Annotated in this window: 12 protein-coding genes; 8 read left to right on the plus strand and 4 right to left on the minus strand. The window is 70.9% G+C overall.

Annotation, left to right across the window (positions count from 1 at the left end; genetic code table 11):
• Positions 1 to 14 precede the first annotated feature (14 nt).
• Positions 15 to 1310: an ABC transporter substrate-binding protein gene (locus tag AC3WLB_RS00335; protein ID WP_492502386.1), complete on the minus strand. Its 1296-nt coding sequence runs from the start codon at positions 1308 to 1310 to the stop codon at positions 15 to 17.
• Positions 1311 to 1461: 151 nt separating this feature from the next.
• Between AC3WLB_RS00335 and AC3WLB_RS00340 the strand changes: the two genes are divergently transcribed.
• The 5 genes from AC3WLB_RS00340 to AC3WLB_RS00360 all read left to right on the plus strand — a co-directional run bounded on the left by AC3WLB_RS00340 (position 1462) and on the right by AC3WLB_RS00360 (position 7093).
• Positions 1462 to 2526, plus strand: a complete 1065-nt coding sequence (locus AC3WLB_RS00340) for a Gfo/Idh/MocA family protein (RefSeq protein WP_022895441.1) — start codon at positions 1462 to 1464, stop codon at positions 2524 to 2526.
• A complete protein-coding gene (locus AC3WLB_RS00345) occupies positions 2523 to 4523 on the plus strand; it encodes a primary-amine oxidase (RefSeq protein WP_492502387.1) in 2001 nt (666 codons plus the stop codon). The genes AC3WLB_RS00340 and AC3WLB_RS00345 overlap by 4 nt, the downstream gene beginning before the upstream one ends.
• Positions 4520 to 5605 carry an SIS domain-containing protein gene (locus AC3WLB_RS00350; protein ID WP_492502388.1) on the plus strand — a complete coding sequence of 362 codons (1086 nt, stop codon included), beginning with the start codon at positions 4520 to 4522 and terminating at the stop codon, positions 5603 to 5605. The genes AC3WLB_RS00345 and AC3WLB_RS00350 overlap by 4 nt, the downstream gene beginning before the upstream one ends.
• Positions 5602 to 6558 carry an N-acetylglucosamine kinase gene (locus AC3WLB_RS00355; RefSeq protein ID WP_492502389.1) on the plus strand — a complete coding sequence of 319 codons (957 nt, stop codon included), beginning with the start codon at positions 5602 to 5604 and terminating at the stop codon, positions 6556 to 6558. The genes AC3WLB_RS00350 and AC3WLB_RS00355 overlap by 4 nt, the downstream gene beginning before the upstream one ends.
• A gap of 94 nt (positions 6559 to 6652) precedes the next feature.
• A complete protein-coding gene (locus AC3WLB_RS00360; RefSeq protein WP_492502390.1) occupies positions 6653 to 7093 on the plus strand; it encodes a hypothetical protein in 441 nt (146 codons plus the stop codon).
• Between the two features lie 90 nt (positions 7094 to 7183).
• On the opposite strand, the gene AC3WLB_RS00365 is transcribed toward AC3WLB_RS00360, so the two are convergent.
• Both AC3WLB_RS00365 and aldh read right to left on the minus strand, forming a co-directional pair.
• Positions 7184 to 8101, minus strand: a complete 918-nt coding sequence (locus tag AC3WLB_RS00365) for a patatin-like phospholipase family protein (protein WP_492502391.1) — start codon at positions 8099 to 8101, stop codon at positions 7184 to 7186.
• A 159-nt stretch (positions 8102 to 8260) separates the two neighbouring features.
• Positions 8261 to 9637: an aldehyde dehydrogenase AldH gene (aldh, locus tag AC3WLB_RS00370; protein WP_492502392.1), complete on the minus strand. Its 1377-nt coding sequence runs from the start codon at positions 9635 to 9637 to the stop codon at positions 8261 to 8263.
• Between the two features lie 183 nt (positions 9638 to 9820).
• On the opposite strand from aldh, the gene AC3WLB_RS00375 reads away from it, so the two are divergent.
• Complete coding sequence (locus AC3WLB_RS00375; RefSeq protein WP_492502393.1) at positions 9821 to 10882, plus strand: acyltransferase family protein; 1062 nt, start codon at positions 9821 to 9823, stop codon at positions 10880 to 10882.
• A 40-nt stretch (positions 10883 to 10922) separates the two neighbouring features.
• Here AC3WLB_RS00375 and AC3WLB_RS00380 read toward each other — a convergent pair whose 3' ends face one another.
• Entirely contained in the window at positions 10923 to 11474 is a 552-nt protein-coding gene (locus tag AC3WLB_RS00380; RefSeq protein WP_492502394.1) for a putative immunity protein, read from the minus strand.
• A gap of 73 nt (positions 11475 to 11547) precedes the next feature.
• Between AC3WLB_RS00380 and AC3WLB_RS00385 the strand changes: the two genes are divergently transcribed.
• The gene (locus AC3WLB_RS00385; protein ID WP_492502395.1) at positions 11548 to 11871 is read left to right on the plus strand and encodes a putative quinol monooxygenase; all 324 of its coding nucleotides are present in this window, start codon (positions 11548 to 11550) and stop codon (positions 11869 to 11871) included.
• Positions 11868 to 12308, plus strand: a complete 441-nt coding sequence (locus AC3WLB_RS00390) for a hypothetical protein (protein ID WP_492502396.1) — start codon at positions 11868 to 11870, stop codon at positions 12306 to 12308. Before AC3WLB_RS00385 ends, AC3WLB_RS00390 begins: the two co-directional genes overlap by 4 nt.
• The last annotated feature ends 124 nt before the right edge of the window (positions 12309 to 12432 follow it).

The raw sequence follows: 12432 nt of genomic DNA on the forward strand, positions 1-12432 counted from the left end.
CGCGCCGGTCGGTGCTACTGAGCCGGTTTGTACCAGGAGTCGAGCCCGGCCTGCAGCTCGGCGGTGGCGTCTTCGGCGCTGAGGCCCGAGTTGTACATGTTCTGCAGGGCCACCCAGATCTCGTCGTCGAGCGGCGGGGTGCCGGCGCTCAGGCGGTCGAGAGCGAGGCGCGGCGTGAGCTTCGCGTCGGTCTTCAGGTCGGCGAACTTCTGGGCGAGCTCGTTGTCGTAGGTCACGGCCTCGGTGCCCATCGAGAAGAACCCCGGGAGCTTGTTGACGTACAGGCTCTGGAACTCGGGCGTCGCCAGCCAGTCGAGGAACTCCTGCGCCGCCTCCTTGTGGGTCGACTTGGCGTTCATGCCGATGCCCTGGTCGGGCATCTCCTGCTGGTAGCGCTGGTCGCCGGCCTTGGCCACGGGGGCGCCGAACACGTCGACGTCGAGACCGGTGGCGGTGGCCGCCGAGATGTCCCACGAGCCGTCGGGGATGATGGCGGCCTTGCCGAGGGTGAACAGCTGCATCATGTCTTCGTAGGTGAGCGACTCGTAGCCGTCCGGAAGGTAGGGCTTGAGGTCGGCGAAGGCCTGGAATGCGGCCACGAAGTCGGGGTCGGTGAGCTTCTGCGTGCCGTCGATCAGGCCGAGCCGGCCGTCCTCGCCCTTCCAGTAGTTCGGCCCCATGCTGTAGAGCACGTTGTAGGCCAGCTGCCAGCCGTCGGCCGAACCGAGGGCGAGCGGGGTGTATTTGCCGCTGTCCTTGATCTTGCCGAGCACGTCGATGAACTCCGCCTGGGTGGTCGGCACCTTGAGGCCGAGCTCGTCGAAGATCGCGGTGTTGTAGTAGAAGCCGGCAAGAACGGATGCGATGGGCACGCAGAACGGGTTGCCGTCGACATCCGTCCACGCGGCCAGCGCGGTCTCGTCGAACGATTTCACCGCGTCCGTGCCGGCCAGCGGCTCGAAGTAGCCGTCTTCGATCCACGCCCGGTTGACGTCGAACGGGCGGCACATGATGAGGTCGGCGCCGGTGCCGCCCTCGATCTGCGACTGCATGGCCGCGTTGTAGTCGTCGGTGCCGACGGGGGCGTACTCGACGGTGATGCCGGGGTGCGATGCCTCGAAGGCGGGGATGATCTCGTCCTCCCACATCGCGGTGTCTTCGGTTCGCCAGGTGGCGAGGGTGAGCGTGACGTCGTCGCCTCCGCCGTCGGTGGACGACGGGGTACCGCCGGATGAGCATCCGGCCAGACCGACGAGGACAAGGCTTGCTGCGGCTGCGGTGATCGCGATGGGCGCGAATTTCGATCGCACGGCGCCTCCTTCTTCCAGTTCTTCTCGTGATTGCGAGTGCGGGTTTTCGCCAGCATATACATTCTGTTCATGAGGTTACAAGAGGTATCTTTGTAACGATCATGTTTCGCCCAATTGTATGGATGTTGTTTCTAGAGGTATTGTCTGACTCATGACACGAATTGGAATCCTGGGCTCGGGCTTCATCGCCGAGTGCTATGCGGATGCGCTCACCGACGTGCGCAGCGCCGACCTCGTCGCCAACTACTCCCGCACGCCCGCGTCGGCGTCTCGACTCGCCCAGCGCTGGTCGATCCCGCGCACGTACGACTCGATCGAGGCGCTGTGCGCCGACCCGTCCGTCGAGCTCGTCATCATCGCGCTGCCGAACGAACTGCACGTCGAGGCGGTGCGGGCGGCGGCCCGCCACGGGAAGGGTGTCATCTGCACCAAGCCGCTGGCGCGGACGGGTGCCGAGGCCGCGGAGATCCTGTCGATCGTGCGCGACGCCGGCATCTGGCACGCGTACGCCGAGAGTTCGGTGTTCTCCCCCAACATCGCGAAGGCGCACGAGATGGTGGCAGCCGGCGGCATCGGCGAGGTGCTGACGATGCGTGCCCGCGAGGGCCACAGCGGCCCGCACGCTCCGCACTTCTGGAACGCCGAGACCGCCGGCGGCGGCGCCCTGCTCGACATGGGCTGCCACACCGTCGAGTCGGCCCGGCACTTCTTCGGCAAGGACAACCCGGTCGTCGAGGTGATGGCCTGGGGCGCCACCCTCGTGCACGGTGACAAGACCACCGGCGAAGACACCGCGGTGGCCTGGCTCAAGTTCGCGGGCGGGCAGCTCGCCACGATCGAGTCGTCGTGGATCGAGAAGGGCGGCATGTCGCTGCGCCACGAGTTCATCGGCTCGGGCGGCCGCATCGTCACCGACACCTCGCAGACCCCCGTCTACGGCTTCATCACCTCCCCGGTCGGCTACCTCGTCGAGAAGTCGGATGCCGACACCGGCTGGGTCTACCCGGTGCCGGAGGAGACGCGGGCGTACGGCTTCTCGCAGCAGTTCCGGCACTTCGTGGAGTGCTTCGAGCAGGGCGTCGCCCCGTCGGAGACCTTCGAGGACGGCGTCATCGTGAACACCATCATCGACGCCTGCTACCGCTCGATGCGCACCCGCCAGTGGGAGCCCGTCGGCATTCCCGCCCTCACCACTCCAGAAGGGATCCCCCAGTGACCGACGACCTCACCGCGCAGCTCGCGCCGACGCTGCGCACCGTGACCGCCGATGAGATCGAGGCGACCCGCGCCGTGCTCGTGCGCGAGGGGCTGCTCGGGCCCGACGGGCACGTCGCCTACCTCGGCCTGCTCGAGCCCGACAAGCGGAGACTGCTGGCGGGCGAACGGCCGGCGCGACGCATCCGGGTCATGCTCGTCGACTTCGGCACGAGCCTCTCGACCGACGTCGTGGTGGTGCCCGCCGAAGACCGCGTCGAGTCGGTGCACGAGCTCGACCCGGACGCCGAGGGGCAGGCACCCGTGGTGCTGCCCGAGTTCGCGCTGGTCGAGGAGGTCGTGCACCAGGACGAGCGCTGGCTCGCCGCCATGGCCAAGCGCGGTCTCACCGACCTCTCGCAGCTGCGCGTCAACCCGCTCTCGGCCGGCGTGCTCGGCGTCGACGAGGCCGGCCGCCGCCTGCAGCGCTGTTTCACCTTCGTGCAGAAGACGCCGGACGATCTCGGCTGGGCGCATCCGGTCGACGGGGTCACCGTGATCGTCGACGTCGTCACCCGCGAGGTGCTCGACGTGATCGACTACGTCGACCTGCCGGTGCCCGAGGAGGACGGCAACTTCCACCTGCCGTCATGGGTGGGGCTGCCGCCGCGCGAGGGCCTCAAGCCGATCGAGATCACCCAGCCCGAGGGGCCGAGCTTCACGATCGACGACGACGGCGTGATCGACTGGCTCGGCTGGCGGCTGCAGGTCGGGTTCGACCAGCGCGAGGGGCTCGTGCTGCACGACATCGGCATCCGCGACCACGACACCGGCGAGCAGCGGCCCGTGCTCTACCGAGCGTCCATCGCCGAGATGATGGTGCCGTACGGCGACCCGTCGCCCCAGCGCTGGTTCCAGAACTTCTTCGACTGCGGCGAGTACCTCCTCGGCGGCTTCGCGAATTCGCTCGAGCTCGGCTGCGACTGCGTGGGCGACATCACCTACCTCGACGCCGTGCTGGCGGGCGACGACGGGCACGCCCGGGTGGTTCCGCAGGCGATCTGCATCCACGAGGAGGACACGGGCATCCTGTGGAAGCACTTCGACAACTGGAACGGGTCGTCGGATTCGCGGCGCAACCGCCGCCTCGTCGTCTCGTTCTTCGTGACCGTCGGCAACTACGACTACGGCTTCTACTGGTACTTCGGGCTCGACGGCACGATCGAGTTGGAGGTCAAGGCCACCGGAGTCGTGTTCACCTCGGCCTACCCGGGTGCCGGATACGCCTTCGCCTCCGAGCTGGCGCCCGGGCTCGGCGCGCCGTACCACCAGCACCTGTTCAGCGCGCGGCTCGACACCATGATCGACGGAGTCGGCAACGCGGTCGACGAGCTGGAGGCCGCCCTCGTTCCGCGCGGGCCGGCCAACCCGACGGGCACCGGATTCACGCAGAGCGTCAGCCGCCTCCGCACCGAGAGCGAGGGCGGCCGGCTGGCCGACAACACGCGCGGTCGGGTCTGGCAGGTCGTCAACCCATCGCGGCTGAACCGCCTCGGCCGGCCGGTCGGCTGGGTGCTGCAGCCGGAGGGCAAGCCCGTGCTGCTGGCGGATGCGGCATCCGACATCCACGCGCGCGCCACCTACTCCACGAAGCACCTCTGGGTCACGGCGTACGACCCGGCCGAGCAGTACCCGGCGGGCGACTTCGTGAACATGCACCCGGGTGGGGCGGGCCTCCCGGCGTGGATCGCGGGCGACCGCTCGATCGACGACACCGACATCGTGCTCTGGCACACCTTCGGTCTCACCCACTTCCCGCGCATCGAAGACTGGCCGATCATGCCGGTCGACTCGGCCGGGTTCACCTTCAAGCCGCACGACTTCTTCGGGCGCAACCCGACGCTCGATATCCCGGAGAGCGTCAGCGACCACTGCGCGCCGGGGCACGGCTCACACGAGCAGCACTCGCACCAGGAGCACCAGAACCACGAGCACCACCAGGATGGAGACCACGCGTGAAGGGTTACGTTCCTCTCGCCGAGGCGCGCCGCAACCAAGCCGGCCACCTCGAACCCGCGATCGCCCGCATCGCCGAGAGCGCACTCGCGCTGCAGGCCGCCGGCGCGCTGAGCGGCCCCGGGCCCATCTTCGTGGGCATCGGGGCGAGCCTGGCCGCGGCGGCGGCGCCCGTGTGGGTGCTGCGGCGGCGCGGCATCCACTCCTGGCGGCTCGGCGCGGGTGACCTGCCCCTGCCGTTTCCCGTCAGCGAGCATCCGATCATCGGCATCTCGCAGAGCGGCAAGAGCTCGGAGACGCTGGCTGTGCTCGAATCGGTGCCGCCCGCGCAGCGACTCGCAGTGGTGAACAACGCGCCGTCGCCGATCTCGGAGGTGGCCTCGCGGTCGCTCGTGCTCGGCAACATCCCGGACAGCTACGCCTCGACCATCGGGTACACCGCGACGATCGTGGCGCTCGGCATGATCGCCGACCTCTGGGACGGCGGATCGCTCGACCCCGACTGGGAGCTGCTCGCCGACGACTTCCGCGCGGTGGAGGCGCAGCTCGCCACGCGCTCGCTCGGCATCGCCGAACGGCTCGCCGGCGCCCCCTCGGCCGACTTCGTGGGTTCGGGTCCGGCGGTCGGCTCGGCGGAGGCCGGGGCGCTGTTGTTCCGCGAGGTGGCCCGGGTACACTCCACAGCGATGAGCACGCGCCAGTACCTGCACGGATCGATGGAGTCGGCCGGCGACGGCATGCACGTCATCCTCGGCGACGAGCGCGAGATCCTGCTGGCCCAGACACTCAGCTCGGCGGGGCACCAGGTGGTGCTGGTGACGTCCCAGGACGTTCCCGAGACCTCCTCGCTCACCACCATCTCCCTCCCCCGGCGGCACGCCGCCCAGCGCGCGGTGCTCGAGGCGGCGGTGATGCAGGCCTTCGCCAACGACATGGCGGTGGTACGGGGCATCGACGTGGAGGAGTTCGTGTTCCACAACGCCGACACGAAGGTGGAGACGGATGCGGGTGCCGCGGCACCGGCCGCGGCTGCCGGCGTCACCCCGGCGGCATCCGTCGCGGCCTCGGCGGACGGGCGCGGATGAGCCTCCTCGTCGGCATGGACATCGGCGGCACCAAAGCGGCGGTGCGCGTCGAGAACCTCGACCGCGAGCTCGTGGCCGAGGTCGTCGTGCCCTCCCCCGACTGGGACGCCGAGCCCTTCGCCAACGGCGTCGAGTGGATCGCCCGTACCCTCGACTCGGTGCTGCGCTCCCTCCCGGCGACCGCGGTGGAGCGCGGGCTCGACGCATCCGTCGCCGCGCTCGGGGTCGGGGCGCAGGGGCTCGACAACACCGCGATCATGCTCGAGTACGGGGCGGCGCTCACCGCGCGACTCGGCAGCCCGGCGGTGGCCGTGAACGACGCGGCGCTGATCGCGCCCGCGGCGGGCCTCGAGCACGTCATCGGCCTCATCGCGGGCACCGGCGCGATCGGGGTGGGGTGGAACGCCGAAGGTGACTTCCTCGCCGCGGGCGGCTGGGGTTCGGTGATCGGCGACGACGCGGGCGCCGCCGGCATCGTGCGCGAGGCGGCGAAGCGTGCGCTCCTGCGGCACGACGACGGCTTCCCCGACGACGGCCTGCTCGCCGCCCTGCTCACGAGCTTCGGCGTGACGGATGCCGAGCGCCTCGCCCGGGCGGTCAACGACGACCCGACCACGGAGAACTGGGGCCCGCACGCACCCGTCGTGTTCGACGCGGCGCAGGCGGGCTCGCTCGAGGCGCAGATCGTGATCGAGGGCGCCGCCCAGCACCTGGCCCGCCTCGTGCTGCAGCTGCTCGCGCACGGCGCGGTCGGCACCGAGGTGGTGGCGGCGGGCTCGGTCATCTCGGCGCAGCCCGTGCTGTTCGAGCGCACGGCGGCCCTGGTCACGGCAGCCCACAGCCGCCTCACCGTGCGCCTCCTCGATCGGCCGCCCGTCGCCGGCGCGACCGAGCTGGCCGCGCGCCTCGTGGGCGCCCCCGCTGCTCGCGACTCCGCAACCCCAGCCCCCTGAGCTTCTGCCGATGACCTCGCTTCCGCTCCGGCCGCGGGCGCTCCCCTCTCGAGAAGTCATTCTGCGTCCCACGCGCCGAGTCGTGGACGTTCGGATGACCCGTCGGTGGCGAGAATGGGGAGCACACGGGGTGATGGTGGTCGGGATGGCGGCGGCCCTCGTGATTCCGGGCGCAGCACTCCCCGCGGTGGTGGGTCTTCTCGCCGGAGCGATCGCACTCGGGCGTTCGGCCCGCACCGAGGTGTGGGCGCGCGAGGCGATCACGGACCTCTGGGCGATGGCGGCCCTCAACCTCGGCACCCTCGCGGCCGCGGCGGCTGTCGCGCATCCGCTCGCCGTGGCCGCACACCACATGGCCGCGCCCACGAACCTGTTCGAGCTCGTGACGAGTCCGGCTGTCGTGCTCGCCGGGTGGCTGCTCGCGCGCACGGCCCTCGCCGTGGTGGCGCGCCGGCGCAACGAGCACATCCGGCACTCCGTGCTCACGGCCGCAGCCACGATCGGGCAGTTCTCCCTCATGCTGCTCCTCCACTGAGCCCTGCGAGGTGACGCAAAGTAGGACCTAGGGCGGAGCCAGCGCCCACTTTGCGTCACCTCGCGAGCGGCGGGCGACGGGGAGCGCGCGTCAGCGCCAGAAGGGCTCGAGGGCCGGTGCCAGAGCGCGGCCCTGGGCGAAGCCGGCTCGGGCGGAGGCCAGGCGGGCGGCGAGGTTCATCATGTTCCCGCCGAACGCCTCGAGCGACGCCGCATCCGGCAGCACGGTCTCGACAGCGCTGCCGCCGGCCCGCAGCTCGTCAACCTGCACCGCGAGCTCCGCACCCCACGACGCCGGCAGCAGCGTGCGCCCGCCGAGCGGCGAGAGCACGAGCACCCGCCGCGCCCCGGCCGCGAGGTCGGCGTTCTCGCTCGATCGCCGGTAGCCGCCGTCGATGTACCGTCCGGCCGAGGGTCCGTCGGCGATCCGGAACGCGAATCCGCCCGCGCAGCTCGCGGCCACGGCCTCCGCCAAGGTGACTCCGCTGTGCCGATCGAATTCGAGCGGCGAGCCGGTGTGCGCATCCACCGCGGTGAGACGGATGTCGGGCCGTTCCGGCCACTCCTGGGCGGGCAGCCGCGCGGCGATGGTCGCGCGCCACCGCTCGTGTTCCGACCCGTCGGACGTCACATCCTTCGCCAGCGCTGCGGAACCCTGCCGCCGCCGCATGTCGGCGAGGTCGGTGGATGCAGCGATGATCTCGGTCATCCGCCGCAGCTGGTCGTCGGCCGAGCCGACGAACCCGCGCGACCCGTTCACCGCCATGGGCCGCGCGGGCGGAACCGGGGCGGTGAGGATGTCGTCATACAGCCGGGCGGGGCTGGCGCCGGCGATCTGCGCCGCAGCGGTCGCCCCCGCCGAGGTGCCGATCACGAGTTCGGCGCGGGTCACGTCGAGGCCGGCATCGGCGAGCCCGGCGATGACGCCGATCAGCCAGGCGTTGCCGGCCGATCCGCCGCCACCCAGCACCAGGGCCCGGTCGCGCGTGTGAGAAGAGGAGGTGTTCATGGGAGTCGCCTTTCGCGATGTGCCTGTGCGGCGCTCCCCGCGACTAGGTCAGTCGCGCGCGATCGTGCACGGCGAGGGAGCACCCATTACGGATACTGCGTTCATGGGTCTCACCTCCAGCCATCGATCACGATCGCCCTGACGATAGCACGCCCTCGCTCACGCCTGCCAGACCGTCTTCGCGTTCGTGAACTCGCGGATGCCCAGCGCCGACAGCTCGCGCCCGTACCCCGAGTCCTTCACCCCGCCGAATGGCACCGCGGGGAAGGATGCAGTGAGCCCGTTCACGAACACACCACCGAAGTCGAGTTCCCGGCTGAGGCGCTCGACCTCCGCGGCATCCGTGGTCCAGACGCTCGACGACAGGCCGAAGTCGGAGTCGTTGGCGGCGGAGACGGCCTCATCGACTGAGGACACCCGGTACAGGCAGGCGACCGGCCCGAAGCACTCCTCGCGGAAGATGCGCATCTCGGGCGTCACATCCGTGAGCACGGTGGCGGGGTAGAACCAGCCGGGGCCCTCCGGCACGGAGCCGCCCGTCAGCACGGTCGCGCCCTTGGCCACGGCATCGTCGACGAGCGACTGCACGTCGGCGCGCCCGCGCGCGGTGGCGAGCGGGCCGAAGGTCGTGGCCTCGTCGCGGGGGTCGCCGGCGACCGTGGCGGCCATCCCGTCGACGAACGCGGCGGCGAACTCGTCGTAGACGTCGGTGTGCACGTAGTACCGCTTCGCGGCGATGCACGACTGCCCCGAGTTCTGCACGCGCGCGTTCACGCCGAAGGTCGCGGCCCGCGCCACGTCGGCGGAGGGCAGCACGATGAACACGTCCGTTCCGCCGAGCTCGAGCACGGTCTTCTTCACGTTGCGCCCCGCGGCTTCGGCGACGGCGGCGCCGGCGGCGACCGACCCGGTGAGGGTGGCGGCCCGGATGCGCCGGTCGTCGAGCAGCGCCGTCACGGCCCCGCCCTCGATGAGCAGCGTCTGGAAGGCCCCGGCCGGGAACCCGCCGCGCGCGAACAGCTCGCCGAGGTACAGCGCGCTCTGCGGCACGTTCGACGCGTGCTTGAGCAGCCCGGTGTTGCCCGCCATGAGCGCGGGCGCGGCGAAGCGGATGCACTGCCACAGCGGGTAGTTCCAGGGCATGACCGCGAGCACCACCCCGATCGGGTCGTACCGCACGCTGAGCGCCGAGGCGTTCACCGCGCTCGGCTCCACGGGGTGCTCAGGCGTGAGGTAGCGTTCGGCGTTGTCGGCGAAGAAGCGCATGCCGGTGGCCGACTTGAGGGTCTCGTAGCGGGCCTGGCCGAGGGTCTTGCCCATCTCGGTGGTGATGAGGCCGGCCACCTGGTCGACCTCGGCCTCCAGGATGTCGGCGGCCGCGCGCATCCACTCGGCCCGCTGCGCGAAGGTGGTGCCGGCGAGCTCGCCGTAGGCGGCGTGGGCGGCGGCGATGCGCTGCTCGATCTCGGCCGGGGTGTGCGGGGCGAACTCGCGGAGGGTCTCGCCGGTGGTGGGGTCGACGGTTGCGATGGTCATCTGGGTCCTCACTTCATCGTGCTCATGCGCCGGGCGGCCGCGGCGATTGCGGAAACCGCTTACCAAGTGGTCTGAGACAACATTATGCCAGCAGATACAAAAGAGCGCGACTGCACCTGACCAGATGAGACATTTCGGACGGTCTGGGAGTCGCACTTAGGCTTGAAGCCGACGGAACAGAGAGTGGCCATCATCGAACTCGCGCAGAACACCAGGCTCGCCTGGCCCGACTTCGCTCGAGGCTGCAGCATCGTCCTCGTCGTGCTGCTGCACCTGTTCATCCTCCACTACATCTATTTCTTCTACGGTTCGGCGGGCTCCGATGCCTTGAACGCGGTGGTAGATGCGTCGCTCCCCGTTCGGATGCCGCTCTTCTTCCTGGTGTCGGGCTACCTGGCGGCGGGCGCGATCTGGCGGCCCTGGGCATCCGTCAGCCGCGGCCGGGTGTGGACGCTCGCGTACCTGTACCTGCTCTGGGTGCTCGTCAACACCGCGTTCGACCTCGCCCGCGAAGCACTCGGCCGGGGCGGCCCGGTCGAGCCACTGCGGTTCATCGCCGAGAACCTCGTGTGGCCGCAGACGGCGTTGTGGTACCTCTACGCGCTGCTCGCGTTCTTCGTGGTGACCCGGCTGACGCGGTCGGTGCCGCTCGTCGTGGTCGGTGTCGCGGGGGTCGTGGTGTCGATCGTCGGGACGACGTTCTTCGACGGTCTCCCCCAGCACCTTCTGCGCTCGTTCGTCTTCTACGCCGTCGCGGCCCGCGCGCCGGAGCTCGTCGACTGGGTCGTCGCTCATTCGAAGCTCGGGCCGACGGTCGCGACGGCTGCGGCGTATGCGGGGCTGACGGCGCTGTACCTGCTGACCTCGATCGACTACGGCATCTTCCTGGTCGCCGGGGTGGTGGGTGTGGTGCTCGGCATCCAGGTCGCGGTGCGGGTGGGCGCAGCCCGGCTCGCCGCGCCGATCCGCTACCTGGGGCGGCACACGCTCGCGATCTTCCTCATCCACCCGTTCGTGTTCATCGTGGCCAACGACGTGTTCCTGCGGTACCCCGAGGCGGCGGAGGCGATCCGCGACCGCCCGGCGCTCATGGTGGCGTACCCGTGGCTTCTGCTCGCGGTCACGCTCTGCGTCTGCGTCGGCGTGGAGGCCGTGGCGAAGCGGATCGGACTCGGCTTCTTCTTCCGCCTGCCCGGTGGTCGCTGGAGCGCATCGCGGCCGACGGATGCGACGCCGGGCGCCTGAATCCGGGCCGGCGGCGCGAGCATGGGCCGGCCGCGCGAGCCTATTCCGCGGCGGTGCTGCCCACCGCATCCTGGAGGCGGCGGATGATCGCGCCCAACTCCCCCGACGCCAGCAGTCCCGCACCGAGCGGACCCGCGGAGTGCGAGCCGACCGGAGGCAGCTGCCCGAGGGCTTTTCGCGCCGGCCCACTGAGCCGCGACACCTGCCACTCGATCTCGGCCGTGACCGCGGCCGACCGCTCGTCGGCCGGCGCCGCCAGCCCCGCGGCCCGGGCCGCGTAGGCCGCGGCCCCGAGCGCGTGCGCCCCCATGTGAGCGACCCCGGAGGCCTGCGCGGCAGCCCGGGCGGCAGCCACCGCGGCGGGCGACGTGACGACGGACGCGGCACGCCCAGCCTCAAGCCTGCGCCGGATCTCGCCGGCCGCCGTGAGCTCCCCACGCCCGTAGGCGCGGGCGCGAGCGATGGCTTCGCGGGGCCGCCCGTCATCCCGTGCCTCCTGCTCGAACAGCGCCAGCACCCGCTCGGCGCAGTCGGCGGCCCACCCGGCCACGATCTTCCGGTCGGCGTCGCTGAGCGTCTGCGGCGAGGTCATTCGAGCATCCTCCCACGCGCCGGCGCACCCGACCTCACGGCGGGGCGATGCGTCGTAGCCCTATCCTGAGCGGATGAGTGACGTGCGTCTCAGCGGCCTGCTCGTCTGCGCGGGCGACCGCGAAGCCGCGACCATTGAGCAGCACCTCGCCGAGCACGTCGCTCTGACGCGTGCGGAACCCGGATGCCTCGCCTTCGACGTCGCCCCCACCGCCGACCCGATGGTGTGGCGCGTCGACGAGCGCTTCCGCGACGAGACGGCGTTCGCTGCGCACCAGGCGCGCACCGTGGCGAGCGCGTGGGCCCGGGCGACGGCCGGCATCGAGCGGCGCTACACGATTCAGCGCCCCGCCGATGACGGCGGAACGCCAGGGACCCCCGAAGCGAGACGGCGATGACCCCGATCACACCGCTCGGCATCACGATCGCCCGGCTGACATCGCTGGTGCTCATCGGACTCCTGATCATCCAGGCCGCCCTCTCCGCGCGTAGCGTCGACTGGGCGTCGTTCGCCGACCGTGGCGGCGCAGTCGCGGTCTTCTCCGTCATTCTCACCGTTGCGTCCGTGGGGATCGGGATCGCGCTCCTCGGGTTGCCCCTGTGGCTCATCCGTCGTGGCAGTCGAGCGACCACGGTCGTCGTCACCCTCATCGCCGCCTGGCAGACCTACTTGGCCGTCTTCTTGCCCGACGTCCCGGGCATCATCTCGGCCGCCGTCGCCATCGCCGGCGCGGTCGCGATCTGGCTGCCGCCCTCCCGCGCGCACCTCTCCCGCGTGCGCGAGGAGCGGCTCTCCCGCCGCCGCGAGACGGTCTACCCTCAGCGGCGTCGCTGACCGGCGCCCGCTGTCACGGGCACCGGGACGGCCGGTGCGCGTTCGGGTACGTCACGAGCTGTCGCGTGTCCGGCAGGTAGGCGGGGCACGCCGCCAACAGAGTAGTGTCCTCTCTGAGATACGG

The organism is Herbiconiux sp. FW305-C-125 (genome assembly GCF_058783455.1).

Coding starts and splice junctions, on each gene's coding strand:
- AC3WLB_RS00365 (WP_492502391.1), bottom strand. CDS start 8,101: ATGAACACCTCCTCTTCTCACACGCGCGACCGGGCCCTGGTGCTGGGT.
- AC3WLB_RS00380 (WP_492502394.1), bottom strand. CDS start 11,474: ATGACCTCGCCGCAGACGCTCAGCGACGCCGACCGGAAGATCGTGGCC.
- AC3WLB_RS00340 (WP_022895441.1), top strand. CDS start 1,462: ATGACACGAATTGGAATCCTGGGCTCGGGCTTCATCGCCGAGTGCTAT.
- AC3WLB_RS00390 (WP_492502396.1), top strand. CDS start 11,868: ATGACCCCGATCACACCGCTCGGCATCACGATCGCCCGGCTGACATCG.
- aldh (WP_492502392.1), bottom strand. CDS start 9,637: ATGACCATCGCAACCGTCGACCCCACCACCGGCGAGACCCTCCGCGAG.
- AC3WLB_RS00360 (WP_492502390.1), top strand. CDS start 6,653: ATGACCCGTCGGTGGCGAGAATGGGGAGCACACGGGGTGATGGTGGTC.
- AC3WLB_RS00385 (WP_492502395.1), top strand. CDS start 11,548: ATGAGTGACGTGCGTCTCAGCGGCCTGCTCGTCTGCGCGGGCGACCGC.
- AC3WLB_RS00355 (WP_492502389.1), top strand. CDS start 5,602: ATGAGCCTCCTCGTCGGCATGGACATCGGCGGCACCAAAGCGGCGGTG.